This is a genomic window from Stenotrophomonas sp. (assembly GCF_050737575.1).
Classification (GTDB): Bacteria; Pseudomonadota; Gammaproteobacteria; order Xanthomonadales; family Xanthomonadaceae; genus Stenotrophomonas.
In genome coordinates, this window is sequence record NZ_JBOHXW010000006.1 from 50,685 (window position 1) to 76,634 (window position 25,950).

The following is a 25,950-nucleotide window of genomic DNA, read 5'->3' on the forward strand; positions in this document are numbered from 1 at the left end:
CGAAGGGTGAGGCACATGGATGTGCCGAATGCAGGTGCCCGGAGGGCGGAAGAGGGGGGCGCGAAGCGTGCTTTCTGTTGCGGTTGTTTGCCATTGCTGGCTTCGCCGTACCCTCACCCCAACCCCTCTCCCGCTGGCGGGAGAGGGGCTTGAGCAAAGCTCGGGCTCAACCCGGCCTTACGGCATCACCGGTGGCACATACGCCAGCGTTGCGCCCAATGCCCACAGCAGTATCAACACCAACGGAATGTGCACCAGCAGCTGCACGAAGGTGAAGCCGATCAGGTCGCGTGCCTTCAAACCCAGCACGCCCAGCAGCGGCAGCATGTAGAACGGGTTGATCAGGTTCGGCAGTGCCTCGGCGGCGTTGTAGATCTGCACCGACCAGCCCAGGTGGTATTGCAGGTCGTTGGCCACCTGCATCACGTACGGCGCTTCGATGATCCACTTGCCGCCGCCGGACGGAATGAAGAAGCCCAGCACCGCCGAGTAGCTGCCCATCAGCAGCGCATAGGTGTCGTGGCTGGCGATCTGGGTGAAGGCGGTGGAGATGATGTGCGCGACGCTGTGGCCTTCGCTGCCGTTGACCGTGGTCATGATCGCGGCGATGGAGCCGTACAGCGGGAACTGGATCAGCACGCCGGTGGTGGACGGCACCGCGCGCGCCACCGCGTCCAGGAAGTTGCGTGGGCGCCAGTGCAGCAGCGCGCCCAGCATCAGGAACAGCAGGTTGTAGGTGTTCAAACCGGAGATGGCCTGGATGGCCGGCTTGGTTGAGAACTCGTGCATCAACCAGCCGCCGGCCAGCACCACCAGCAACAGAATCAGCAGCGGGCTGTGTTCCAGCCATTCGCCCGGGCGCGTGGGTTTGGCCTTGGGCGGGGCGACATCGTGGTGCACGTCCACACCGCAGTCAGCCGCGTCACGCGCGGAGCTGGCGTTGGGGGCGGTGACGTAGGAGATCACCAGCGACACCAGCACCAGGGCGCCGAGCAATACACCGGATTGCCACAGGAAGATGGTTTCGGTGAACGGGATGACGCCGGTGATGGACAGGATCGAGGTTGGCAGGCTGGCCGGGTTGGCCTGCAACTGCGCGGCCGAGGATGACAGGCCCAATGCCCACACTGCGCCCAGGCCGAGATAACCGGCGGCACCCGCGGCGCGGTAGTCCATCTTCAACTCGGTGCGGCGCGCCAGTGCGCGCACCAGCAGGCCGGCGAATACCAGGCTCAGGCCCCAGTTCAGCAGCGAGGCCAGCATCGACACGATGGCGACCAGTGCAACCGCGGTGCGGCCGTTGCGCGGCACCCGTGCCAGGCGGTCGATCAGCCGCGAGGCCGGGCCGGAAGAAGCCACCACATAGCCGCCGATGACTACGAAGGCCATCTGCATGGTGAAGGGAATCAGGCTCCAGAAGCCGTCGCCGAACGCCTTGGCGGTGTCGGTGGGCGCTGCGCCGATGGACAGCGCGGCCAGGCTGACGGCCGCAAGGGCGAGGGCGGCGAACACCCAGGAGTCAGGGAACCAGCGCTCGGCGAACTGCGCGCAGCGGATGGCGAAACGCGCCGAAGCGGTGTCTTGGGAGGAGGTTTGCATGGGAGCTACCGTGAGGGACTACGGCGGTGACGGTAGCGTGTGGGTGCGGGGCGCGGAACTGGACCTTTGGATAGGGTCGGATGTGGTTGGGAGGTATTTCTTCTGGCCTCCCCAAGAGCACCCCTCCCCAGCCCTCCCCTTCGCTGCGCGAAAGGGAGGGCAGGAGCAGCTTTCGCTGCAATCCGACAACCCAAGCAGAACCACCCCCTCCCTTTGGCCGAAGGCCAAGGGGAGGGCTGGGGAGGGGTAAGGCCGTTGGCAGTGAAGCCTCAGCCCTCCACCCCTCCCACCTCACTCAGTAGCGTCGAACGAGAACTGGATGCCCGCCGTGCCACCGGTGCTGATGAACAGTTCCATGAACTGCTTGGCGGTATCGCTGCGGTTCCAGTCGCGCTGCAGTTCGCAGAACAACTGGGTCACGCTGATCGGCTTGGCGCCGGCCTGTTCGATGCGACGCAGCGCGGCGTCGTGCGCCGCCAGCGAGGTGCCGCCCACGGCGTCCACCGGCACGTACACCTCGTAGCCTTCGCGCAGCGCATCCAGCGCCGGGAAGGTGAGGCAGGCTTCGGTCCACAGCGCGGTCATGATCAGCTTCTTGCGGCCGGTGGCTTCCACCGCCTTGCGGAATTCCGTGTCTTCCCACGAGTTGATCGTGGTGCGGTCATAGGTGGGCTCGTCCTTCAACACCTTGCGCAGCTGCGGAATCGGCGGCTTGTTCAAACCGGTGTTGACGTTGACGGTGGAGTGCACGATCGGCAGACCAAACACCTTGGCAGCCTTGGCGACACCAACGATGTTGTTGATCAGCAACTGTCGGTCCATCGACGCGATGGAATTCACCTGTACGGGTTGATAGTCGATGACGATCAGCGCGGAGTTTTCCGGGGTCAGCAGGTCGTCTTTTTTCGGATCACGTTTGCTTTCACTGGCCATGATGTCGCTCTCTTCTGGGGATGCGCAGTACGCGCCTGGGGTGGAGGAAACCAACGCGCATCCGCGGTTGAACTGCGTGACGCGCGCTGTTTCCGTTGGTTGAATCGCAGCAGCGGATCCAACGCGCAGCGCCGACGTTCGTGTCGCGCGCTGTGTTCGTTGAATGGCTCGTCCGTGAGGAGGTTCAGTCCATCGCGCCGCGCTGTTGTCAGCCTTGTCGGGTACAGCGCGACGAACGGGGTTGAGTGCTTCCAAAACTGAATCGGGGGGCGGCAACCGCGTGTTGCCGCGTTGCTTCGACGAAGGCCCGGCCGTTGTGGCCGGGCCACGTCGTGCGTGCAGCCTTATTTGCGCTGCGAATCCAGTGGTTCGTGATTGGTGACCACTTCCTGCGCCTTGGTGTAGCTCTCGATCAGCAACTGGTAGTTCGGGAAGATCTGGGTATAAGCCTGCGCCCATTCGGCGGCGTCGTCACGGTTCCAGGTCTTCTGCAGTTCCGAAGCCACGGCGGCCACGTCGATGACCACCACGCCGGCCTGCACCATTCGCGCCAAGGTGATTTCCTGCGCCATCTTCGAGTAGGTGCCGGAGGCATCGATCACTGCAAACACCTGGTAGCCGTCGGCCACCGCGGCAATCGACGGGAATGCCATGCACACGCTGGTGATGGTGCCGGCGATGATCAGCTGCTTCTTGCCGGTGTCCTTCACCGCCTGCACGAAATCGGGGTTGTCCCACGCATTGATTTCACCCTTGCGTGCCACGTACTTGGCATGCGGTGCGTTCTGGTGGATTTCCGGAATCAGCGGGCCGTTCGGGCCCTGCGGCACCGAGGCGGTGGTGATGACCGGAATCTTCGCCAGCGTGGCCAGTTTGGCCAGCGTCGAGGCCAACCGGCGCAGCGTGGTGAATGGCATGTCGTGCACGGTCTGGAACAGGCCGCTCTGGTGATCGATCAACAACATGGCGACGTTGGCCGGGTCGATGACGGGTTTTGCACCATTGAAATTGGCGACGTTCGGGAAGGCGTTCATGGCGGGATTCTCTTGGTGAGTGGCATAGCGTCGCGCCGCCAAGCGAAAGCCGGCGCGAACGGGAGATGACCGGGCGGGCCCTGTCATCGGGGAACACGCGGTTGTTTACGTGGTGCTGGCTTCGTTCTGCCCTCACCGGAACCCCTCTCCCAGAGGGAGAGGGGCGTGAGCCTTACGCGGTGATCTGGCCGAAGCGGCCGGAGTTGAAGTCGTCCATCGCCTGACGGATTTCGTCCTGCGTGTTCATCACGAACGGGCCGTAACCCGCGATGGGCTCGTCGATCGGCTCGCCGGCCATCACCAGCACGGTGGCGTCGGTGTTGGCTTCCAGTTCCACCTGCCCGGCGCTGCGGTCGAACAGCACCAACTGGCCTTCGCGCGCCACCTGGTTGCCGTTGAACAGCACCGTGCCGTGCATCACCACCATCGCCACGGTGTGTCCCTCGCTGAAGTCCAGCGTGGTGTGGTGGTCGCGCTGCAGGCGCAGGTCCCAGACATCCATCGGCGTGTGGGTGCGGGCCGGGCCGCGCTGGCCACCGAACTCACCGGCAATCACGCGCACCTTGCCGGCGCCATCAGGCAATTGGACGACCGGAATGTCGGCATTGCTGATGTTCTGGTAACCCGGCGCGGACATCTTGTCCTTGGCCGGCAGATTCACCCACAGCTGAATCATCTCCAGTTTGCCGCCCTTGCGGGTGAAGGCTTCGGAGTGGAACTCCTCATGCAGGATGCCGGAGGCGGCGGTCATCCACTGCACGTCGCCAGGGCCGATTTCGCCGCCAGCACCGGTGGAATCGCGGTGAGCCACTTCGCCTTCATAGACGATGGTCACCGTCTCGAAACCACGGTGCGGATGCTGGCCAACGCCACGCGGGGTGTCGGTGGGGGTGAATTCGGCCGGGCCGGCGTGATCGAGCAGCAGGAACGGACTCAGCTGACGACCGTGTGTGTTGTAGGAGAACAGCGAACGGACCGGGAAGCCGTCGCCGACCCAATGCGGGCGGGGTGCGCTGTAAAGGCCACTGATCTTCTTCATCTTTCTGCTCCAGTGCGGCGCGGCTGCGCCTTCGTTGGAGCAAAGATTAGATTTGGAACGCTGCCCCCGGTAGATGGCAAAAAGTGGTCTCATAGTCCTATCCGGTGAACGATGGAGCGGCCCATGCAGGACCTGAACGACCTGTACTACTTCGCCAAAGTGGTTGAGCACGGCGGCTTTGCCCCGGCCGGGCGCGCGCTGGGCGAGCCCAAGTCCAAGCTGAGCCGGCGTATCGCGCTGCTGGAAGAACGGCTGGGCGTGCGCCTGATCCAGCGCTCCACGCGGCACTTTTCGGTAACCGAGGTCGGCCAGACCTTCTACGCCCACTGCCGGGCCATGCTGGTGGAGGCCGAAGCGGCCGCCGAGTCCATCGAGATGACCCGCTCCGAGCCGCGCGGCGTGGTGCGGGTGAGCTGCCCGACGATGCTGCTGGATTTCCGGGTGGCGGCGATGGTGGCCGACTTCATGGCGCGCTGCCCCGAGGTGCAGGTGCACCTGGAAGCCACCAACCGCCGCGTCGATGTCATCGCCGAAGGCTTCGACCTGGCCATCCGCGTGCGCCCGCCGCCGCTGCAGGACAGCGACCTGGTGCTGAAAGTGCTGGCCGAACGTACGCAGTGCCTGGTCGCCGCACCGTCCTTGCTGGACCGTTGCGGCATGGCACACGGCCCCGCCGACCTGCATCTGCTGCCGAGCTTGGCACTGGGCGTGCCGCAGGGCGAACACGTATGGCGCTTGATCGGCCCGGACGGCGCCACCGCCGAAGTGCCGCACCATCCGCGCCTGATCACGCGCGGCATGAGCGTGCTGCGCGAAGCCGCCATCGCCGGCGTGGGCGTGGCGCAGCTGCCAACGATGATCCTGCGCGACGCATTGGATGACGGCCGCCTGCGGCAGGTCGCCGAGGGTTGGGCGCCGTCGAAGGAAATCGTCCACGCGGTATTTCCATCACGGCGCGGCCTGTTGCCTTCGGTGCGATTGTTCATCGACCATCTCGCGGCGGGATTTGCGGCGTTGGAAGAAGCGTAGGAGCGGCGTTCGCCACGAAGCTGAGCCTCTGCAAGCCTGCACGCAACCTGCAATTGCACGATGCCTGATCGCGGTTGCTCCACCGGCATCGCGACCAAGGTCGCTCCTACGAGAAGCGCATGCTCCCACCATGCCTAACGGCCCGTGCCGTCGATGCCGCAGCGGCGCATCATGGGCCTCTCTGAAAACTACGAGGTTGGTGATGCATGTACTCCGTCCTGCAGTGCTGGGCTTTGCACTGATGAGCGCCATGGGCATGGCGAACGCGGCGCCGGATGTGCCGACCGTGGACGCGCGCGGCGTCAGCATCAGTGAAGCGGCGTATCCGGGCACCATCGTGCTGGATGTGGACGCCACCGATCTGGGCCAGCGCGTGTTCAAGGTGCGACAGACCGTGCCGGTGCGCGGCGGCGTGCAGCGTTTCCATTACCCGGCGTGGTTGCCGGGCAGCCATTCGCCCACCGGTCAAATCGAAAAACTGGCCGGCTTGGTCATCACCGCCAACGGCCAGCGACTGGAGTGGATGCGCGACCCGCTCGACGTTTACACCTTCAACGTGCAAGTGCCCGAAGGCGCAACCGAACTGCGCATGGAGTACCAGTTCCTCAGTCCCACCGATCCGGCGCAGGGCCGCACGGTGATGACGCCAAACATGCTCAACCTGCAGTGGAACGCGATGGTGCTGTATCCGGCCGGACATGCCGCGCACGCCATCACCTACCAGGCCAGTGCGCGCTACCCGCAGGGCTGGGAAGCGGCCAGTGCGTTGACCGTGACGCGTCGCGACGGCGACACCGTGCATTACGCGCCCACCAATCTGGAAATCCTGGTGGACTCCCCGGTATTCGCCGGGCGTTATCACCGCACGATTGATCTTGCCGCTGCCGGCACGCGCCCGGTGCGCCTGAATGTATTCGCCGACCGTGCAAAAGACTTGGAGGCCAAGCCCGAGCACCTCGAACAACATCGCGCGCTGGTGACGCAGGCGCGCAAGCTGTTCGGTGCCGAGCATTACGATCACTACGACTTCCTGTTCGCGGTGACCAACCAACTCGGTGGCATCGGTCTGGAGCATCAGCGTTCCAGCGAAAACAGCGAAGACCGTGATTACTTCAGCGGCTGGGATGCCAAGGTCGGCAGCAGCGATCTGCTCGGCCATGAGTACACGCATTCGTGGGATGGCAAGTACCGTCGCCCGGCGGATCTGGCCACGCGCAATTACAACGTACCGATGCAGGGCAGCCTGCTGTGGGTGTACGAAGGGCAGACCCAGTATTGGGGCAACGTGCTGACCGCGCGTTCGGGCATTCGCCCGCTGGATGCCTCGCGTGATGCGTTGGCGCTGGTGGCCGCGACGTACGCCGATAACCGTCCGGGTCTGGAATGGCGTTCGCTCGGTGACACCACCAACGACCCGGTGATCGCACGTCGCAAACCCAAGCCGTACCGCGGCTACCAGATGAGCGAGGACTACTACCAGGGCGGGCAGATGCTGTGGCTGGAAGCAGACGTACGCATCCGCAAACTCAGCGGTGGCAAGCGCAGCCTGGATGATTTCGCCAAGGCGTTCTTCGGCCAGAACGACGGCCAATGGGAGCGCCCGGACACCTACACGTTCGAGGATGTCGCCGCGACGTTGGAGCAGGTGCAGCCCAGCGGTGACTGGGCGCAGTTCCTGGGGGATCGCGTGGAGCGCCGGCAGGGCCTGACCGGCGGCATCGAAGCGGCGGGCTGGAAGCTGGTCTACAACGACAAACCCAGCGCCTATTACAAGGCGATGATGAAAGGCCGTGGCGCCAGCTTCATCTACTCGATGGGCATGGCGTTGGACAGCAGCGGCCGGGTAAGCGAAGTGCGTTGGGATAGCGCGGCGTTCAATGCAGGCATCGGCAGTGGCATGCAGGTACTGGCGGTCAACGACTTGCAGTACAGCGCCGAGGAACTGGAAGAAGCGGTGCGCGCAGCCAAAACCGGCACGCAGCCGATCCGCCTGCTGGTGAAGCAGATGGACGTGTACCGCACGCTCAGCATCGACTACCACGACGGTCTGCGTTACCCGGCGCTGGAGCGCATCGAAGGCAGCACGGATTACCTGACGCCGATTCTTAGTGCGAAGAAATGATGCCGTGTAGTGCCGAGCCATGCTCGGCATTGGGGTTGCATTGGTAATGCCGCAGCGGAGCGTGGCTCCGCTCTACAGGGATCTACGGGCCCGCACTCTCTTCCCCCGCGCGCGGGGGACAGTTCGGCAGGAGCCGAACTGCACGGCGAAGCCGCCCGAAGGGTGAGGCACAGGGATGTGCCGAATGCAGGTGCCCGTAGGGCGGAAGGGGGGGCTTTTGAATTTGGCTCGGCCACTTTCACTAAATGGCGCAGATCAAAACCAACAGCACCCCCTCCCCAACCCTCCCCTTGGCCTTCGGCCAAAGGGAGGGGATGGATCGTGATCGCTTCACTTCATCGATCGCGACACTCCATCCATCAGTTCTTTATCTGCACATCATCGATGTAGACGTTGAGGTCGTAGGCGGTGTTGGCGTGATACAGCCAGATCGCATCGAGCTTGACGCTGGTGGCGGTGATGCTGCCATTGCCGTTCACCCAGGCATTCCATTGCGCGGCATCTGCCAACGACCACGACACGTATGTCCAGGTGTTGGCGGCAATCGCCTTGTTGACCGAGCGCTCGGTGCCGTCGCTGTCGTCGATGCCAACGCCCACGCTGGTGCCGCTGCCGCCGCTCCATACCCAGAAACCGAGCACACCGTTGCTGCGGGTCAGCGCGGTGTTGCTGGCCGGCGTTCCGCCGCTGGACAGCAGCCGCACGTTCCAGTCGCCACTGCTGGCGGTGTTGTCCTTCAGCAGCACCCGCAGCGAACAGCTGCCGTTCTTGCGCGTGGTGCAGTCGCGCGTCGCCGTTGAGGCAGTGCTGATGCCGGTGGTGCTGCCCGAATAGCTCGGGCTGGTGTCGAAATGCCCGACGCTGGTCTCGAAGCGATCCAGATAGCTGATCGTGCCGGTGCCACCGCCACTGCCGGGGTTGATCAGGGCGTAATACTTGGCCCAGTTCCAGTTGATGCCGGGATCGGTGTGGGTCTGCCCACTGTAGTGCTGGTGGCCCTTGATCTTGACGCTGGTGGACAGCACGTTGATCCCGCTGCTGGCGGCACCGCTGTACGCGCTGGCGCAGCTGATGGCGCTGTACTTGGTGCAGAAGTTGCGCACCAGCGCCGCCGACGCTTCGTACATCGCGTTGGTGTACCACGAGCTGTTATCAACGAAGCCTTCGTGCTCGATGCCCAGTGTGTAGCCGTTCTGGCTGCCCACATGCCAAGCGGTATGCGCGTCACGCACCATCTGCGTCACCTGGCCATCGGAAGAGCGGATCACGTAGTGCGCACTCACCTGCGCGCTGGCGTTCCTGAACCAGGAAATGGTGCCGGCGTAACTGCCCTGTGTGGTGTGGATGGTCACCGCGCTGATCGCTGCCGAACGTGAGGTCGAGTAGTTGGAGCTGGACGCTGCGCTCCATATCGCTGGGCCGTAGTCGGTGCTCTGGATCGTGGCATCGAGCAGCGGACTGACCTGCGTGCCTGCGCGCGTCTGCAAGGTTTCACTGAGCGGGTCGATACGGAACGCATCGGTCTCGACGCGATCATTGGCCACATCCAGCCGCACCATCGGTGCGCGCAGCATGACCAGGCGCGGCGCATCGAAGGCGTCTTCCCAGGCGATGGCGCGCTCGGGCACCACGATGCCGCGATCATTCACGCCACGGTCCTGGGAGAGCAGCACGTCGTAGGCAAAGCTGGTGCGCGCGTAGTCGTCGATGCTGCCGGCCTTGAGCGTGGCCAGAGTCGAAACCGGCGCAAAGCCGGCATAGCGCATCAACGCGGGGCGGATGCTTTCAGCCGATGGCGTGGTGCTGCGTGCGGCAGCGGGAAAGTCCTGGCGGATCTGCGCATCCAGCAAGGCCGCCGCCGCGAGGATGTTGGTCGCCGGTTGCCTGCGCACCGCCTCCGCGCTCACCCCGAGCAGGCGCGCGCCGTCTTCCACCTGGTTGGCGAAACCGCCACCGGCATACAGGCCCATCACGCCCCAGCTGGGCGGCATGCGCAGATGGGCGGTGTCCTGTGTTGCAGCCGGTTGCAGATTCGACCAACGGCTCTGCACATGGGCGATGGCTTCCAGCGTGCCGGCCGGAATGGACGGATATTGTCGGTACGCCTGTTGGAAATAGCGCAGGTACAACGCACGTTGTGGAGCGAGCCGTGCTTCCTCGGCATTCAATTGCGCTTCAAGCGTGGTGCCCGGGTTGAAACTGGACTGGGCGAAGGCGGGTGCGGTCAAAAGACTGCTGATGACGGCAGACAGCAGCACTGCGGCATGGCGATGCATCATCGTGTGGACCCCTAGGTTGTGATGTCCCCTGTGGCCGCCGTTCTACTGGAGCCGCAACCTCCGGAAGTGAAGGTTTCCACCTGCAATGCCGACAGTGCAGAGCGGTGTGCATATCCCGGGTGATGCCGGTCACAACCTGCACCGGAAATCAGGTGAAAGCCGCGTGGTAATGCGGCAGGTGCAAAAAAGCACCTGGGCCCTGCGTGTCACAGCACTCGTTACAAGGGATTCACTGCTGACGCGGGCCGGCGCCGTTCCAGCCACCACAGCAGGGCGGCGACCAGCACGAAGGCGAGTAGCCACGGCCAGCGTGGGCCGGGGGTGGGAATGCGGTTGGCGTGCTGCGGATTGGAGTTGCCACGCAACGCCAGCGTTGCATCGCGCATCTGTTGCGAATGCAGCGCACGCGCATCGGCGGGGTTCAGTACCAGCAGCGTTGCCTGCGCATCGGCGGTGCTGATCGTGTGCCAGCCCGGTTGCGTCGGCCACCAGCCGCTGCAGTTGTTGGCTTGGGGATCGGGTAGCAATGCGTTGCGGGTTCCATCGGGTGCCTGCGCCTGCGCACCGGCAAGCAGGCCGCACAAGGCCGTGCGTTCGCCCGCCCAGGCCCATGCGGGCAGCTGCGACAGCGGCGATTCGGGGAGCGGCCGAGCCAAGGTTGCCAACACGCGATTCCACAGCTCGGCGTGATGCGGTGCGTGGCCAGCGAGCACCAGCGTGTAGCTGTCGCTGACCGGCAGCACGCCCAACCGGCCCTGGCCGATGGCACGCCAGCTGCCAACCGCGCTGCCGTCGGCGGCGTGCAGCAGCGGCACGTCATCGTTGCCGGGCGTGCTCAGGTTGAAGCGTTCGAGGGCGGGAACGGCGGTGTTGGGTTCGCTGGGCTGGCCCGCATCGGCAACCAGTTTCAACGGCGCGGTCTGTTCGCCGCCGCGCGCCTCCATGCCCCAGTCGCGCAGGGCGCGGCGGGCATTGCCGTCCAGCGGCCCGGTCATGCGTACCAGCACGCCGAGTCCCGCGCGCATCGCGTTGCCGATGCTGCTGCGTTGTGCCGAGGACAAGGCCGCAAGCCGACGTTCGTCGAGCAGCAGCAGATCGAGCTTGGCCAGGCTGGAGGTGTCCAGTGCTGCCGGCGCATCGCCCAACTGCACGCCGCCGCCGACCTGGATGCCGGTCTGCAAGGTCGCGCCGCTATCGGCGGCCCAACGTTGCAGGTATTTCAACTCCGGCCCTGGCGCGGCGGCCAACAAGCGCAACGCCGGTGCAGCGACGGCACGCACGCGCACCGGCACCGGCAATTGGTCGAGCACTTTTCCATCGGCATCAAGCACGCGCAGGGCGAACTGCACATCGCCGGCATCGCGCGCGCTGGCGGCAAGGCGCACGCGGCCGTTCTTGTCCGGTGCGGCGATATCGACGCGGTGCGCGGACGGATCAAGCAGTTCCACGCGTACGTTCTGCAAACCCTGCACGCGCGTGCTCACCTCAAAGCGTGCGCCCGGAACGAGCAGTGGCGGCGCATGCAGCTCCACCAGACCGGTGGGCGCCGGGCCTGCGATATAGCGCAGCGCACCTGGCAATGCGGTGTCGCGATCACGCGCCGGCAGACCTTCACCGACGATGACCAGCTCGCGCGTGCCCGGATGCTGACGCAAGGCCGTGGCCAGATCCGGAACCAAGGCAACGCCGCTAATTTCGGCAGCTTCCGGCAACCGCAGCCGCGTTGCTGCAGGCAGCTTTGCGACATCGGCAGCGGTGGCGCCGCGCGTGGCGATGACCAGCGAGCCGGCTTGTGTTGGTTGTGATGGCGGATACAACGTCAGGTACAGCAACACCGCGGCGGCGGCCTGCAGCAGCAACAACAGCAGCAGACGCATACGCGGCGGGCGCGGAGCAAGACAGCGCCGCACGCTGGCGACAAGCACGGCGACGGCGAGGATGACGAGGGGAAGCCAGCTCATCATGTGCGCTCCTGCGGTGCGGCCAATGCATCCAGATAGCGGCGGCCGGCGGCATCCGGTGCGCTGCGTCGCGCCGGTGGCCCGAGCGGACGTTGCAATGCCGGCCACAGTTGTTCGCGCAGCCGCAAACGGCACGGCTGGCAATCCGGTTGCTGGCGCACCTCATCGATGGCGGCGATCACATCCAGCGGGTCGGGCCACGCATTCGGGTGCGCGTCGAGCCAACGCGAAAGCGCGTCCAGATCCACCTTGCCGTCGGCCTGCGCCAGCGCCTGCCAAGCATCGGCGACGATGCGGTCGCTTGCCGGCCGTGTGGCCAATTGCAGACCACGACTGCCCAATCCATCGCGCTTGCCGGTCATGCGTCGGGCCATGTCGATCGGCGGCAAGGCACTGCCGACACGCGCCAGATAGATGCGCTCGGCCTGCTGCACCTGCTTGATGAACCCCAGCGCTTTGTACGCATACGGCAACGCGAGATCGGGATGTCCCTGGCGCAGATGGCCTTCGGATTGCCACATCTGATCGAGCGCGGCCTTGAGGATGGCGCGCGTCTGCGGATCAAGCAGCGTGGCCGCTTCGGCGTGGTCGTGGGTGTGGCCGTACTCGGACAGCACATCGGTGGCGCTGCCGAACACCGGCGCGCTTTCCGTCGAGGTGCTGCCGCCGTGATCGTGGCCGTCATCCTGCGCGTGCGTGTCGCCATGATCGTCGTCGTGCGCATCGGCAGTGGGTGCATCGCTGGTCGGCAGGTCGCCGGTGGGCGGTGCCTTCGCGCCGCCTTCGGCTTCCTCACCGAGGAACTGGCCGTAGCGCAGGCGCAGGATGCGTTGATCCACACCGATGGCGTCAGCACGCTTGATGAAGGTGTCGCTGTCCAGCGTGCCACGCTGCTTCTGCAGCGCCTCGGCGTCGATGATGATCTGCCGTTGGCTGCGGAAGTAGGCCGGCAATACTTTCTTGATCGCACCTTCCAGCTCGCTGGTCTGCACTTCCTGCGCGCTGGGCAGGCGCAGGATCAGGCTGGCACTGCGCGCTTCCTGCGGCTGCGGATTGCGGTTGTCGCGCACGCTCAGTCGAGCGACCACTTCATCACCGGGGCCGACGCCGAGCGCGCTGAGGTCTGCGCGGTAGGCAAAGCGTCGCGCGGTAGCCGGGCCGCTGCCTCCCAGGGTGACTTGTCGTTGCTGGAATTCGATGTTCTCGCCGCTGCCCTTGGCGGTGGTGATGTCCAGCGTCGCGTTGGGATTGATGCCGAAATCATCGGTCGCCTCGAAACGCAGCTGCCAGTGGCGCTGATTGGGCGCGGCCTGGTTGAGTGTCTGCGCAGGCTCCAGCACCTTCACCTGCGGTGGCCGATCCGCGATGACGTCGAGACGATAGGCGCGTCCCGCTTCAGCAAGTGCGGGCTCGCTGACGATGCGATACAGGCCCGGGCGCTGCAGCGACTCCGCCGCACGCCAATGCGCGCCATCGCGCTGCAGCGGCAGGCGGCGGCCGTCGTGGAATTGCAGCCACGCGCGCTGCGGCTGCGGCGTGAATTGCAGCTGCCATTGCAGGCGACTGCCTTGCACCGCGCGCACGTCGAGCTTCTCACCCGCGCTGGCGGCCTGCCCGGTATACGCCGGCGGCGTCACCTGCAGACGTGCGGCGCGCAAGGCGGGTGCATCGGGACTGTCGGGCGCCGCGCTGCGTGCAGCGTCATTGCGGACGGAAGTGTCGGTCGCCTTGCGCGGCCAGCCCAACGCGCCTGCCGCGATCATTGCGGCGATGGTGAAACACAACAACAGCTGCTTCCACGGCCACGGTTGACGCAATTCCGGCGGGGCGTCGCGCAGCCGCTGTTCGACATGCCGGCGCTGACGTTGCTGCAGTGGATTCAGTGTGTCGTTGGCGCTGAACAACAAGTCCGCGCTGTCTTCAAAGCGACGGTGCTCGTTGATCCGGGCGATCAGCCACGGCGTGTCCAGTCGCCGCGCGCGCCACATCGCCACGCCGGCAACGATCAACAGCGTAATGGTGAGCGTCAGCGTCGCGACGTCAAACGTGCTGATGCGAAAAGCCAGCAGCGCAAACGCGATTGCGATGGGAATTCCGGCAATCAACGTGATTGCCAACACGCGCCGACGCGCACGCTGCAACAGCGGATGCGCGCTCATGCGACGCCCCGGCGGCGACGTGCCGTCGCCATCCAGCGTTCAAGCAGGAACAGCAAGGCGATGGCGGCGATCAACCACGGCGCAAGTTCACGCGCGGGTTGTGGATAGGTTGCTGCCACTTGAAGCGGCGCCATTGTTGTCGCGGTGGCGCGACCTGGCGACGGCGCTGTCTGCAGCTGTGCCAGCAACTGCTGCGGGAAGCGGGCATCCAGCAGCGCCGGCATCGACGCGGCATCCAGTGCGCTGCTCCAACGCAGCCAGCGCGTAGTGGCGACGCTGATCTGTTCCAGCAACACGTTGCCGGCGTCGTCCTGCCACAGCGGCGTGCGCTGCGCGTCGGCCGGAACCGGCGTGCGCGCATCCACCAGCAGCGTGCCGCCGGTGCTGGCCCACGCCAATGTCGTCGCTGGAATTTCGCTTGCCGAGAGCCACACACGCACGGCGGCACCGTCGTTGAAGGCGCGGCTGTGTTCGGCGCTGTCCAACGTCGCGTCCGGGTGCCAGGTCTGGTTCACCGCGCGTAGATAGCGCAGCGCGCTTTTGCCTGCTTCATCGTGGCGAACCTGCAGTTGCGGTGCCGTGATCCTTGCATTGGATGCGGCGGATACAGGCGTTTCAATAATCTGCCATTGCACCGCACGCGAAAGCTGCGGGCGCTGCGCATCCAGACCGTTCAATACCGAAGGAACGATCACCGTCAGCGGTGCTTCCGGCGGCAGCGTGGCATCCAGTTCGCGCAGCAGGCTGGCGATGGGCTGATCTGTTGCAGGTGTGGACGTGCGGTCGTCGATGCGCGGAAAATCCGTGGCCAGCCAAAGCCAGTTGGCATCGGCCACATCGACCACACCGCGCGCTTTGCTGATCTCCACGCCGGGCGCTACGGCGACACGCGGGGTTGCATCGAGCACGCCATTCAACGCCGGCCGCGCCAACAGCACTGCCAACAGCGCGAGCAGCAACAAGCGCAGCAGCAACAGCGGCCATTCGTCGAAGCGGATGTGACGACGCGGGCGTGGCTTGGCCGACAACCAACGCAAGGCCGCAAAGTCGATCAACTGCTGCTGGTCGCGCCGCGCAAGGTGAATCAACAGCGGCAGCAGCAATGCGGCCAGCGCGAACAGTCCAGCCGGGAACAACCACAGCAGGCTCATGCGCCGCTCCCGCGCCGGCCGAACAGGCGTTGCAGCGGTGCGTCGATGGGTTCGTCGAGAAAGGCGGTGTCATGGCGGATGCCGGCCGACTGCAGGCGGGCATCCAGAATGCGACGTGCCTCGCTGAAGCGGGTTAGATAATCAGCGCGGACGCTGGCGCCATCGCTCAGGAGTTCTTCACCGGTTTCCGGATCGCGGAAGCGGTGGCCGTCGCGGAAGGGGAAATCGCGTTCCTCAACGGTGAGCAGCTGCAGATGCACGACATCGCGGCCAGCCTTGGCCAGTCGCTCGGCCAGCGCGATGGCCGCTTCATCAAAGCCATCGCCGATCATCACCACCAGGTCGTGCGCGCCGATGCGTTCCCATACCGGCGCCAGACGTTCCTGCACCGGCCATTGCCCTTGTGCGCGGAGGCCGTGCAACTGCAGATGCAGCCGGTCGCGTTGACGCAGACCGTTGCCAGCGGGCACCAATTGCAGGCCGTCGCCGCTGATGTGCATCAGGCCGAAGGCATCGCCTTGCTGCAGGGCCAGTTCGACCACGCAGCCCGCCAAGGCCTTGGCTGCGTGCAGCCGCGTCCACTCACGCCGCGCTTGATCGGCCTGCTGCATCGACGCGGTGGCGTCGAGGATCAGCCACACCGTGAGCGGGCTTTCGCGTTCGGATTCGCGTACGAAGAAACGGTCCGAGCGCGCGTACAACTTCCAGTCGATCTGGCGCAGCTCATCGCCGGGTTCATAGGCGCGGTATTGCGCGAACTCCAGCCCGGCGCCGCGACTGCGGCTGGCGTGCATGCCGATGCCACGGCTGCCGCTGGCCCGCTGCGGCACCAGTCGCAGCGCACGCAGGCGGCTGCGCACGTCGGCGGGAATCAGCGGTGGCGTGGAAGGCGACATCGTGCGTGCCCGAATCAGGCCGGGAACGGCACCGCGCGCAACAAGGCGGCGATCACGTCGTCGGCACTCTTCTGCTCGGCCTCGGCGGAGAACGACAGCAGCAGGCGATGACGCATCACCGGTGCGGCCAGTGCAAGCACATCCTCGCGGGTGGCGGCGAAACGGCCATGCAGCAACGCACGCGCCTTGGATGCCAGCACCAGCGATTGCCCGGCGCGCGGGCCAGCGCCCCACTTGATCCAGCTGTTCACTTCATGCGGCGCGCCTTCGCCCGGACGGCTGGCGCGCACCAGGCGGGTGATCCAACTCAGCAGGTCGGGGCTGACATGTACGTCGCGCACGGCGGCCTGCAAGGCCTGCACCGAATCGGCGTCCATCACCTTCGGCACCACGCCGCTGTGGCTGCCGGTGGTCTGCGCAAGGATGTCGCGCTCTTCGGCTTCGCTGGGATAGTCCACGCGCACATGCAGCAGGAAGCGGTCCAGCTGCGCTTCGGGCAGCGGATAGGTGCCGGCCTGTTCGATCGGGTTCTGTGTGGCCAGCACGAAGAACGGCGAGGGCAGGGTGTAGGTGGTGCCGGCGTAACTGACGGTGCGTTCCTGCATCGCCTCAAGCAATGCGGCCTGCGTTTTCGGCGGCGTGCGGTTGAGCTCGTCGGCCAGCAGCAGGTTGGTGAAGATCGGGCCCTGCTGAAAGCGGAATGCCCGCTTGCCGGTGCCGTGGTCTTCTTCCAGCAACTCGGTGCCGAGGATGTCGCTGGGCATCAGGTCCGGGGTGAACTGCACGCGCCGGAACTGCAGCTCCAGCGCTTGGCCGAGCGAACGCACCAGCAAGGTCTTGCCGAGACCGGGCGCACCTTCCAGCAGGCAGTGGCCGCCGGCCAGCAGGCCGATCAGCAGTTGTTCGACAACGTCGTGCTGGCCCACCACGGCCTGCGCGAGCGCGCTGCGCAGCTCGGTCAGGCGCGGCAGCAGGGAATCGACATCGTGGCTGGGATCGGGGGCGGTCATGCGGTCACCTGTGGGGTCAATGCGTCAGTGCGTACATCACGATGTTCACGCCGAACTTGGTGTTGTCTTCGGCCAGGAAGCGTTTGTTGCGCCAGTCGTAGTCCCATTCGCAGCCGTAATCCTTGTTGCTGTAGAGCACGCCCAGGCGGCCATCGATGTCGATGCCCTTGAGGTAGTCGTGCACCAGGTCATCGCCCCAGCCATTGAGCTCGAAGCCGGTGGCGGGCGGGCCTTCGGGGAATTTGAAGAAGCTGTTGTACAGCGCGTGGTTGTTGGGCAGCTTCTTCAGGCCATTGGCGCCGAAGATGCTGCGCATCTGCGCCTCGAACGAGGTAGCGAACAGGCCGTCGATGTCGTGGTTGCAGTCATCGACGAAGACGAAGCCGCCGTTGCGCACGTAGCGCTCGAAGTTGCGGCGTTCATCGGGATTGAACTCGACCAGCTTGTGCCCGGCCAGATAGCAGAACGGCGCGCGCAGCATTTTGGGATCGGACAAGGCGATGACGTGTTCGTTCGGGTCCACGCGCAGGGTGGTGTAATCCACCAGCGAGGTGATCAGGTTGGACGGCATGCGCGCGTCCACATCCCAATCACCGGAGTCGTACTTCAGCCGGGTGAACCAGAAGTCGTAACGGCTGGCCTGTGCCCGCGCCACGCCCGGCAACGCGGCCGTCACCGCGCCGCCCAGCAGCAGGTGAAGGAATTGCGCTCGCGTTAGAGGGGACTGGAACAAAGGTGGGAAATCTCAGGAGAACCAAAAGCCCCTCTCCCGCGTGCGGGAGAGGGGTTGGGGTGAGGGCGCTTTTAGAGCACGTAGAGCAGAAGCTCTCCCCTCATCCGCCCTTCGGGCACCTTCTCCCGCAAGCGGGAGAAGGGATAAAGCAACAGCTAAAAGCAACAGCTAGAAGCCAAAGCCAAAAGCCAAAGCCAAAAGCCAAAGCCAAAAACCAAAGCCAAAAACCAAAGCCAAAAACCAAAGCCAAAAACCAAAGCCAAAAACCAAAGCCAAAAACCCTTACACCGCATCCGACAACGACGTAAACGTGAAGTCACGCAGCTTCATCGGCGGGATCATCATCACGAAGCTGGATTCGTCACCGGCCACGCGCACCGGCTTGCCCAGCTCGTCGATGTTGTTGAGCATGATCACCGGCGATTCGTTGAAGCGGAAATTCTTCACCGGGTGCTTGATCTGCCCGTTCTCGATGTAGAACGTGCCGTCGCGGGTCAGGCCGGTCAGCAGCACGGTCTGCGGGTCCACCATGCGGATGTACCAGGTGCGGGTGACCAGGATGCCCTTCTCGGTGCCGCGCACCAGCTCGGCGATGGACTTGGTGCCGCCGCTCATCAGCAGGTTGCCCGGCTGCGCGTTGGCGGTCTTGCCCTGCTTCTGCGCCCAATAGCGCGAGTAGTTGAGGTTGGCGACCTTGCCGTTTTCGATGATGGCCATGCGCTCGCGCGGCATGCCTTCGCCGTCCCACGGCAGCACGGCGGCGTCCGGGTGCCACGGGTCGGCGAACAGGTTCACCTGCGGGTCGTACACCTGCTCGCCCTGCTTGTTGCCGCCGCCCTTCTTGGACAGGAAGCTGCGGCCTTCATCGGCGGTGCGGGCGCTGAAGAAATTCATCATGAAGCTGACCAGGCCCGCCGCTGCGGCCGGCTCCAGGATCACCGTGTACTTGCCCGGCTCCAGTGCCTTGGCTTCGGCCGATTCGGTGGCCTTGCGCTTGGCGATCTCGATGTCCTGGTCGGCCCGGAAGTCCGCCGCGTTCGCCAGGTTGCGGCCCACCCAGCCCGAGCCGCGACCGTCTTCGGTGCGCACGGTGCAGGTGTAATTGAAGTTGGTGCTCTTCTGGTAGCCGAAGTTGCCGTTGCTGTTGGCGATGGCGACAAAGCCGTTGCCGTCTTCCAGGAAGCCGGCGGCGATCAGCCCGTGGCCACGGCAGGGCGTGATCGAATCGGCCGCGACCTTGGCGCGGAAATCCGGATCGATCGCGGCGGTCGATTCGCTGAAGGTCGGGCTGGAACGGTAGGCCTGCTTGGCGATGGCCGGCATGAACTCCGGATTCTCCGGCGCCAGCTTGGCCAGGTCTTCGGCGCGACGCACCACGCGTTCCAGCGAGGCGTCGTCGAACTCGTTGATCGAGGCGGTGCCCACGCGCTTGCCGTAGGCGACCTGCACGGCCAGCTCGGCATTGCTGACGATGCCGCTGGTGGAGACGTTGTTCAACGCGAAACGGATGTTGCCGTCGACCGAGCCGGCCAGCGTGGCGGTGCATTCATCGGCCTTGGACAGCGCGATGACCTTGTCCAGGATGGCCTTGGCTTCCTGTTCGGTGAAGATGCTCATGGTTCAAAAGCTCCTTGACGATCAGCCGAGGCTGCGCGCGGTATTGATGACGTTGATGCCGTCGAAACGGGCGGTGGACGAGCCGTGCGACACGGCCGAGACCTGGCCCGGCTGGCCCTTGCCGTCGAAGAACGAACCGCCCAGGCGGTAGTCGCGCTCGTCGGCCACGGCGCTGCAGGCGTTCCAGAATTCCGGCGTGCGGATCTGGTAGGCCACGTCTTCGAGCATGTGGGTGATCTGGCCATTCTTGATTTCGTAGAACAGCTGCCCACCGAACTGCGCGTTGTAGCGCTGCTGGTCGATGGAGAACGAACCGTCGCCGATGATGTAGATGCCGTTCTCCACGTCCTTGACCAGGTCGGCCACCGACAACGGCGCCTTGCCCGGCGCCATCGACACGTTGGCCATGCGCTGGAACTGCACGCTGGACCACGAGTCGGCATAGCAGCAGCCGTCGGACTCTGTTTTGCCGAGGATGTGTGCCTGATCGCGGATGGTCTGGTAGTCCACCAGCTTGCCGTCGGTGATCAGATCCCAACGCTTGGTCTTGACGCCTTCGTCGTCGTAGGCGACCGCACCGAGCGAGCCGGGCTGGGTCTTGTCGGCAAACATGGTGACCTTGTCACTGCCGTACTGGAAGCGCTGCTCGCGCTTGTCCAGCGTGGCGAAGCTGGTGCCGGCGTAGTTGGCTTCGTAGCCGAGCACGCGGTCCAGTTCCAGCGGGTGACCGACCGCTTCGTGGATGGTCAGCCAGGTGTGCGAGGGATCCAGCACCAGGTCGTACTTGCCCGGCTTGACCGATGGCGCTTTCAACTTTTCCTGCGCGTGCTTGGCCGCAGCGATGGCGTCTTCGCGCATGTCGTAGGACTGGCCGTAGACGGTTACGCCGTTGGGCAGCACGGTCTTGGCGGAGGCATCGCCGTCCAGGTATTCAAAGCCCAGGCCCATCGGCGAGGACAACCCGCCACGGGTGCGGAACTTGCCGCTGGTCTTGTCGATGGCGGTGACCGTCATCGGCGCCCAGATGCGGTGCACGTCCTGGTCGATGTAGGAGCCATCGGTGGAGGCGAAATACTTCTGCTCGTTGACCAGGAACAACATGGAATTGACGAAGCTGGCACCGGCGCCCATGGCCGCGGCGTTCACGCCCAGCAGCAGGTCGGCCTTGTCCTTGATCGGTACTTCCATCGCGTTCTTCTTGATCGGGGTGCGCCAGCTCACCTCGCCGTAGCCCGGCGCCTTGGCGAACTGCACCGGCGCGGTCTGCACCTTGGCGTTGGCCTTGGCGATGGCGGCGGCCTGCTGCGCGGCCTTGACCACGCCGGCCGGGCTGAGGTCGTTGGTGGCGGCAAAGCCCCAGGCACCGTTGACGATCACGCGGATGCCGGTGCCGGTGGACTCGGTGTTCACCACGTTCTGCACCTTGTCCTCGCGGGTGATGACGAACTGGCGCAGGTAGCGGCCAATGCGCACGTCGCAGTAGGTGGCACCAGCGGCGCGGGCCGCATTCAGCGCGTCATCGGCCAAACGCTTTTTCAGCGCCGGGTCGAGCACGGTGAGTAGTTGTTCGGCGGCGATGGCCTTGCCGAAGAATGCGGGCACCATCAGCCCGCCAGCGGTGAGCCCGGTCAGGGCGAGGAAGTCACGTCTTTGCAAGGCTGCTCTCCAAGGGACACGGCCCGCGCGGCGGGCGATACGGCAACGAACGACGATGGCTTCGCGATGCATTGCGAACCGGACGATTCTTGCGGGCGCGTGATTGCAGCGGTAGTGACTTTAGGCACAGAGATGCGAACAATTTGTAGATCAAAGGCTGCCCTCATCCGCCCTTCGGGCACCTTCTCCCGCCCGCGGGAGAAGGGATTAAAGCAGCAGCGCGAGCAGACCCTCCCTTCTCCCGTTTACGGGAGAAGGTGCCCGAAGGGCGGATGAGGGGAAGCTCTTAAAGCCCTCAACCCAAAGACCGCGCCGTATTGATGATGCTCACCCCATCAAAGCGCGTCGTCGCCGAACCATGCGACACCGCCGACACCTGACCCGGCTGGCCTTTGCCGTCAAAGAACGAACCACCCAGACGGAAATCGCGCTCGTCGCAGATCGCGCTGCAGGCATTCCAGAACTCCGGCGTGCGGATCTGGTACGCCGCGTCTTCGACCATGCCGGTGATCTCACCGTTCTTGATCTGATAGCAAAGCTGCCCACCAAACTGCGCGTTGTAACGCTGCTGATCAATCGAGTACGAACCACGGCCGTGGATGTAGATGCCGTTCTCCACGTTCTTGACCATCTGCGCCGGGGTCAGCGGTGTCTTGCCCGGCGCCAGCGACACATTGGCCATGCGCTGGAACTGCACGCTCTTCCACGAGTCGGCATAACTGCAACCGTGCGACGCGTTCTCACCGAGGATATGCACTTCATCGCGGGTGGCCTGGTAGTTGACAAGGATGCCGTCCTTGACCAGATCCCAGCGCTTGCACTTCACGCCTTCGTCGTCATACCCCACCGCGCCCAGGCTGTAAGGCTCGGTCTTGTCGGCGGTGAAATTGACGATGTCACTGCCCCAGCGATAGCCCGCCTCGCGCTTGTCCAGCGTGGCGAAACTGGTGCCGGCGTAGTTGGCTTCGTAGCCGAGCACGCGGTCCAGTTCCAGCGGATGACCGACGTTCTCGTGGATGGTGAGGAACAGATTGGACGGGTCCAATACCAGGTCGTACTTGCCCGGCTTCACCGACGGTGCGGTGAGCTTCTCGCGCGCGTGCTTGGCCGCAGCGATGGCGTCTTCCACCGGGTCATAGGAATGGCCGTAGGCGACCACGCCGCCCGGCAGCTGATGCTTGTCGGCCGCGTTGCCGTCGAGGAATTCCCAGCCCATGCCGGCCGGCGCGGACAGCCCGGCGCGGGTGCGGAACTTGCCGCTGGCCTTGTCGATGGCGGTGGCGGTGAACGGCAGCCAGATGCGGTGCACGTCCTGGTCGATCCACGAGCCATCGCTGGAGGCAAAGTACTTCTGCTCGTTGACCAGGAACAGCTGCGAGTTGATGAAGTTGGCGCCGGCATTCATCGCCGCGGCGTTGATCGACAACAGCAACTCCACCTTGTCCTTGACCGGCACCGCCATCGCGTTCTGGCGGAGCGGCGTTTTCCACTGCACCTCGCCGACGCCGGGCGTTGGCGCCAGCTGCACGGCCTTGGTCTGGATCTTGGCGTTGGCCCGGGCAATGGCGATGGCCTGCGCCACGGCGGTCGCCACGCCCTGCGGATTGGTCTGGTTGCTGGCGGCAAAACCCCAGGCGCCATCCACGATCACGCGGATGCCAACACCGGCCGACTCGCTGTTGGTGACGTTCTGCACCTTGTCTTCGCGGGTGACGATGGCCTGGTTGAGATAGCGGCCGATGCGCACGTCGCAGTAACTGGCGCCGCCGCGCTTGGCCAGCGCCAGCACGGTGTCGGCCAACACCTTCTTCTTGCCGACGTCCGACGGCGCCAGCAGCTCCTCGGCGGCGATCAAACGGGCATTGGGCAGCATCATCCCGGCGAAACCGAGGCTGGAAAGCGTGAGGAACTGACGGCGTTGCATGGTGGGCGAGGCTCCAGAGCAGCGATGCCACGCATCGCACAAGACCCCCGAATCTCGGCGGCGACACGCCCTCGGCACAAGTGACCATGGTCATGCGTGGGGCAAAACCCCCGTTGCGGCACAATCAGCGCTGGTTTCCGTTGCCACCGTGATGACCCAAAAACCCTATTCCGAATCCTGCGAACGCAACCGCGCGCCGATCCTGTCGGTGCTGCAGCGCTATCTGGGTGACGCCCGCCATGTATTGGAGATTGGCAGCGGCACCGGCCAACACGCGGTGCATTTCGCCGCGGCCCTGCCGTGGCTGCGCTGGCAGGCCAGTGACCACGTCGACCATCTGCCAGGCATCCGCCAATGGCTGGAAGAGGCGGCATTGCCGAACACTCCAGCGCCCATCGAACTGCAGGCCGTGGCCGGTGCAACGCCAGGATTGCAGCCGACACCGGAAGCCGACGTGCGCTTCGATGCCATCTTCGCCGCCAACACGCTGCACATCATGGGCTGGGACAACGTGCAGGCATTGTTCGCGGGCCTGCCTGCGCTGATGGCGCCGCAGGCGTTGTTCATCGCGTACGGGCCGTTCAACTACAACGGTGCATTCACCAGCGACAGCAACCGCACCTTCGATGACTGGCTCAAGGCGCGCGATCCCCGCTCGGGCATCCGCGATTTCGAGGCCATCGATGCATTGGCCGCTGCGCAGGGACTTGCGTTGCGCGAGGACGTGGCGATGCCGGCCAATAATCGCCTGCTGGTCTGGCAGCGCCTGTGCGGCTGACGCCGGGCTAGGATGCACACACTTCTCGGGAGGGCGGCACGTGGTAAAGCACGGACGTAACTGGTTGTTGGCGATGGCGCTGGGCATGACCCCGTGGCTGGTACAAGCGCAGCAAGGCGACGCACGACAGGCCGCGATGCAGGTGCAGGCCAGCTATCCGGGTGTGATCGAACTGGAGGTGGACGCCAGCGACGTCACGCGCCGCATCCAGCGCGTACGCGAACGCATTCCGGTGACGCCCGGGCCGCTGACGCTGTGGTATCCGCAGTGGATTCCCGGCAATCACGCACCCACCGGGCCGATCAACCAGATGGCCGGCCTGGTCATTCGTGGCAATGGTCAAACGCTGCAATGGACGCGCGATTCCGGCGACATGTATGCGTTCACGCTGCAGGTGCCCGAAGGCGTGAGCACGCTGGATATCGAGTTCCAGTACCTGTCGCCGACCGCGTCCGATCAGGGCCGCGTAGCGATGACGCCGAACCTGCTCGACCTGCAATGGCACCGCGTGGTGTTGTACCCGGCCGATGTTGATGCGCGTGGCATCCAGGTCAAGCCGTCATTGCGGCTGCCCGACGGCTGGCAGAGCGGCAGCGCGCTGGACGTGGCGCGCCGTGAGGGTGGCACCGAGCACTATGCAGCCGTGCCACTGATGACCTTGATTGATTCGCCGGTATTTGCCGGTCGCCACTTCAAACGTTTTGCCTTGGATGAAGCCGCCAGACAGCCGGTGTGGCTGGACGTGGTCGCCGAAAATCCGCAGGCGTTGCAGGCCGATGCAAAGGTGCTCGACGCACACCGCGCGCTGGTGCGCGAAGCCGATGCGGTCTTCGGCTCGCGGCCGTACACGCGCTACAACTTCCTGCTGGCGGTGTCGGATGTGTTCAGCGGTATCGGGCTTGAGCATGCGCAGAGCAGCGAAAACGGCATGCACGACGGCTATCTGCGCGGAGAACGTCCGTTCCTCGACAACGACCTGCTGCCGCACGAATACGCGCATGCGTGGATAGGCAAGGCGTGGCGCCCGCGCCCGACCTGGGTGCCGCATTACAACGCGCCGATGCACAACGATGAGCTGTGGATGTACGAAGGCCAGACCCAGTATTGGGCGGTCGTGCTGGCTGCGCGTTCGGGTCTGTGGAAGCCGGACTACGCGATGGCGATGCTGGCGCAGCTGCAGGCCAATTACGCCAGTCAACCCGGCCGTCAATGGCGCGACCTGCACGACACCGTTCACCAGGGCATTCTCGATTTCAACGACAAGCCGCAGGCGTGGGCCGACTGGCAGCGTGCGTTTGATTTCTACAACGAAAGCACCTTGCTATGGCTGAGCGTGGACGCGCGCCTGCGCGCATTGTCCAAAGGCAAAGTGACGCTGGATGATTTCACCAAGCGCTTTCATCAAGGTGGCAAGCAGGGCGAGATCCGCCTGTACGACCGCGCCGATGTGATGCAGGGATTGGAAGCCGTGCAGCCTGGCGATTGGGACGCCTTTATCGGCAAGCGACTGGACGCGCGCGATGGCAGTGCGCCGGACGGTTTGAAAGCGGCAGGCTGGGAGCTGCACTTCAACGATCAACCCAACTTAGTGATCGTTGACGGTGAAGCCGATGGCGCGACCGACCTGCAGTATTCGTTGGGAATGAAGGTCGGCAGCGACGGCGTGCTGCAGGCCGTCGGTTGGGACAGCCCCGCGTTCAAGGCGGGGCTGGCAAAGGATGTGACGGTGTTGGCGGTGAATGGACTGGCTTACAGCGGTGCGCGTTTGAAGCAGGCCGTCATCGACGGAAAGCAGAACGTGACGCCGATTGAGTTGATCGTGCGACAGGCGGACAACTTCCGGACGGTGCGCATCGATTACCGCGAGGGATTGCGTTATCCGCATCTGCGACGGATTGAAGGAACGCCGGATCTGTTGACGAAGATTCTGGCGGCGCGGCGCTGACGAATCGCGCCCTTCTCCCTTCGGGAGAAGGTGCCCGAAGGGGCGGATGAGGGTACGGGCGAAGCCGCTTGAACCGTGTCTTGCG

18 protein-coding genes are annotated in these 25,950 nt (G+C 64.8%); 4 read left to right on the forward strand and 14 right to left on the reverse strand.

The window, feature by feature from the left end:
- Nucleotides 1-177: 177 nt before the first annotated feature.
- The 4 genes from ACREP4_RS12520 to ACREP4_RS12535 form a co-directional block, all read right to left on the reverse strand.
- Complete coding sequence (locus ACREP4_RS12520) at nucleotides 178-1,599, reverse strand: short-chain fatty acid transporter (protein WP_431596524.1); 1,422 nt, start codon at nucleotides 1,597-1,599, stop codon at nucleotides 178-180.
- A gap of 291 nt (nucleotides 1,600-1,890) precedes the next feature.
- Entirely contained in the window at nucleotides 1,891-2,532 is a 642-nt protein-coding gene (locus ACREP4_RS12525; protein WP_431596525.1) for a hydrolase, read from the reverse strand.
- A gap of 344 nt (nucleotides 2,533-2,876) precedes the next feature.
- Nucleotides 2,877-3,566, reverse strand: a complete 690-nt coding sequence (locus ACREP4_RS12530; protein ID WP_431596526.1) for an isochorismatase family protein — start codon at nucleotides 3,564-3,566, stop codon at nucleotides 2,877-2,879.
- Nucleotides 3,567-3,738: 172 nt separating this feature from the next.
- Nucleotides 3,739-4,605, reverse strand: coding sequence for a pirin family protein (locus ACREP4_RS12535; protein WP_431596527.1), 867 nt, complete (start codon nucleotides 4,603-4,605; stop codon nucleotides 3,739-3,741).
- Between the two features lie 123 nt (nucleotides 4,606-4,728).
- Between ACREP4_RS12535 and ACREP4_RS12540 the strand changes: the two genes are divergently transcribed.
- Both ACREP4_RS12540 and ACREP4_RS12545 read left to right on the forward strand, forming a co-directional pair.
- Nucleotides 4,729-5,634 (forward strand): LysR family transcriptional regulator, encoded by a 906-nt coding sequence (locus ACREP4_RS12540; RefSeq protein ID WP_431596528.1) that lies wholly within the window; start codon nucleotides 4,729-4,731, stop codon nucleotides 5,632-5,634.
- Between the two features lie 202 nt (nucleotides 5,635-5,836).
- Nucleotides 5,837-7,756 carry a M61 family metallopeptidase gene (locus ACREP4_RS12545; protein ID WP_431596529.1) on the forward strand — a complete coding sequence of 640 codons (1,920 nt, stop codon included), beginning with the start codon at nucleotides 5,837-5,839 and terminating at the stop codon, nucleotides 7,754-7,756.
- A 359-nt stretch (nucleotides 7,757-8,115) separates the two neighbouring features.
- On the opposite strand, the gene ACREP4_RS12550 is transcribed toward ACREP4_RS12545, so the two are convergent.
- The 10 genes from ACREP4_RS12550 to ACREP4_RS12595 form a co-directional block, all read right to left on the reverse strand.
- Nucleotides 8,116-10,035 (reverse strand): N-acetylmuramoyl-L-alanine amidase, encoded by a 1,920-nt coding sequence (locus tag ACREP4_RS12550; RefSeq protein WP_431596530.1) that lies wholly within the window; start codon nucleotides 10,033-10,035, stop codon nucleotides 8,116-8,118.
- Between the two features lie 218 nt (nucleotides 10,036-10,253).
- Entirely contained in the window at nucleotides 10,254-11,996 is a 1,743-nt protein-coding gene (locus ACREP4_RS12555) for a carboxypeptidase regulatory-like domain-containing protein (protein WP_431596531.1), read from the reverse strand.
- A complete protein-coding gene (locus tag ACREP4_RS12560) occupies nucleotides 11,996-14,155 on the reverse strand; it encodes a hypothetical protein (RefSeq protein WP_431596532.1) in 2,160 nt (719 codons plus the stop codon). The genes ACREP4_RS12555 and ACREP4_RS12560 overlap by 1 nt, the downstream gene beginning before the upstream one ends.
- On the reverse strand, nucleotides 14,152-15,306 hold the full coding sequence (locus ACREP4_RS12565; protein WP_431596533.1) for a BatA domain-containing protein: 1,155 nt from the start codon (nucleotides 15,304-15,306) through the stop codon (nucleotides 14,152-14,154). Before ACREP4_RS12565 ends, ACREP4_RS12560 begins: the two co-directional genes overlap by 4 nt.
- On the reverse strand, nucleotides 15,303-16,202 hold the full coding sequence (locus ACREP4_RS12570) for a DUF58 domain-containing protein (protein WP_431596534.1): 900 nt from the start codon (nucleotides 16,200-16,202) through the stop codon (nucleotides 15,303-15,305). The genes ACREP4_RS12565 and ACREP4_RS12570 overlap by 4 nt, the downstream gene beginning before the upstream one ends.
- A 14-nt stretch (nucleotides 16,203-16,216) precedes the next feature.
- On the reverse strand, nucleotides 16,217-17,212 hold the full coding sequence (locus ACREP4_RS12575) for an AAA family ATPase (protein ID WP_431596535.1): 996 nt from the start codon (nucleotides 17,210-17,212) through the stop codon (nucleotides 16,217-16,219).
- Nucleotides 17,213-17,228: 16 nt separating this feature from the next.
- Nucleotides 17,229-17,945 carry a DUF4159 domain-containing protein gene (locus ACREP4_RS12580; RefSeq protein ID WP_431596536.1) on the reverse strand — a complete coding sequence of 239 codons (717 nt, stop codon included), beginning with the start codon at nucleotides 17,943-17,945 and terminating at the stop codon, nucleotides 17,229-17,231.
- A 282-nt stretch (nucleotides 17,946-18,227) separates the two neighbouring features.
- Entirely contained in the window at nucleotides 18,228-19,562 is a 1,335-nt protein-coding gene (locus ACREP4_RS12585) for a TldD/PmbA family protein (protein ID WP_431596537.1), read from the reverse strand.
- 21 nt (nucleotides 19,563-19,583) lie between these two features.
- Nucleotides 19,584-21,218 carry a TldD/PmbA family protein gene (locus tag ACREP4_RS12590; protein WP_431596538.1) on the reverse strand — a complete coding sequence of 545 codons (1,635 nt, stop codon included), beginning with the start codon at nucleotides 21,216-21,218 and terminating at the stop codon, nucleotides 19,584-19,586.
- A gap of 295 nt (nucleotides 21,219-21,513) precedes the next feature.
- Nucleotides 21,514-23,142, reverse strand: a complete 1,629-nt coding sequence (locus ACREP4_RS12595) for a TldD/PmbA family protein (protein WP_431596539.1) — start codon at nucleotides 23,140-23,142, stop codon at nucleotides 21,514-21,516.
- Nucleotides 23,143-23,293: 151 nt separating this feature from the next.
- On the opposite strand from ACREP4_RS12595, the gene ACREP4_RS12600 reads away from it, so the two are divergent.
- Both ACREP4_RS12600 and ACREP4_RS12605 read left to right on the forward strand, forming a co-directional pair.
- On the forward strand, nucleotides 23,294-23,920 hold the full coding sequence (locus ACREP4_RS12600; RefSeq protein WP_431596540.1) for a DUF938 domain-containing protein: 627 nt from the start codon (nucleotides 23,294-23,296) through the stop codon (nucleotides 23,918-23,920).
- 40 nt (nucleotides 23,921-23,960) lie between these two features.
- Nucleotides 23,961-25,865 (forward strand): peptidase M61, encoded by a 1,905-nt coding sequence (locus ACREP4_RS12605; RefSeq protein WP_431596541.1) that lies wholly within the window; start codon nucleotides 23,961-23,963, stop codon nucleotides 25,863-25,865.
- Nucleotides 25,866-25,950 lie beyond the last annotated feature (85 nt).

Excerpts from the sequence above, each read along its gene's own strand:
- ACREP4_RS12520 (WP_431596524.1), bottom strand. The coding sequence starts at position 1,599 with ATGCAAACCTCCTCCCAAGACACCGCTTCGGCGCGTTTCGCCATCCGC.
- ACREP4_RS12525 (WP_431596525.1), bottom strand. The coding sequence starts at position 2,532 with ATGGCCAGTGAAAGCAAACGTGATCCGAAAAAAGACGACCTGCTGACC.
- ACREP4_RS12530 (WP_431596526.1), bottom strand. The coding sequence starts at position 3,566 with ATGAACGCCTTCCCGAACGTCGCCAATTTCAATGGTGCAAAACCCGTC.
- ACREP4_RS12535 (WP_431596527.1), bottom strand. The coding sequence starts at position 4,605 with ATGAAGAAGATCAGTGGCCTTTACAGCGCACCCCGCCCGCATTGGGTC.
- ACREP4_RS12540 (WP_431596528.1), top strand. The coding sequence starts at position 4,729 with ATGCAGGACCTGAACGACCTGTACTACTTCGCCAAAGTGGTTGAGCAC.
- ACREP4_RS12545 (WP_431596529.1), top strand. The coding sequence starts at position 5,837 with ATGCATGTACTCCGTCCTGCAGTGCTGGGCTTTGCACTGATGAGCGCC.
- ACREP4_RS12550 (WP_431596530.1), bottom strand. The coding sequence starts at position 10,035 with ATGATGCATCGCCATGCCGCAGTGCTGCTGTCTGCCGTCATCAGCAGT.
- ACREP4_RS12555 (WP_431596531.1), bottom strand. The coding sequence starts at position 11,996 with ATGAGCTGGCTTCCCCTCGTCATCCTCGCCGTCGCCGTGCTTGTCGCC.
- ACREP4_RS12560 (WP_431596532.1), bottom strand. The coding sequence starts at position 14,155 with ATGAGCGCGCATCCGCTGTTGCAGCGTGCGCGTCGGCGCGTGTTGGCA.
- ACREP4_RS12565 (WP_431596533.1), bottom strand. The coding sequence starts at position 15,306 with ATGAGCCTGCTGTGGTTGTTCCCGGCTGGACTGTTCGCGCTGGCCGCA.
- ACREP4_RS12570 (WP_431596534.1), bottom strand. The coding sequence starts at position 16,202 with ATGTCGCCTTCCACGCCACCGCTGATTCCCGCCGACGTGCGCAGCCGC.
- ACREP4_RS12575 (WP_431596535.1), bottom strand. The coding sequence starts at position 17,212 with ATGACCGCCCCCGATCCCAGCCACGATGTCGATTCCCTGCTGCCGCGC.
- ACREP4_RS12585 (WP_431596537.1), bottom strand. The coding sequence starts at position 19,562 with ATGAGCATCTTCACCGAACAGGAAGCCAAGGCCATCCTGGACAAGGTC.
- ACREP4_RS12595 (WP_431596539.1), bottom strand. The coding sequence starts at position 23,142 with ATGCAACGCCGTCAGTTCCTCACGCTTTCCAGCCTCGGTTTCGCCGGG.
- ACREP4_RS12600 (WP_431596540.1), top strand. The coding sequence starts at position 23,294 with ATGACCCAAAAACCCTATTCCGAATCCTGCGAACGCAACCGCGCGCCG.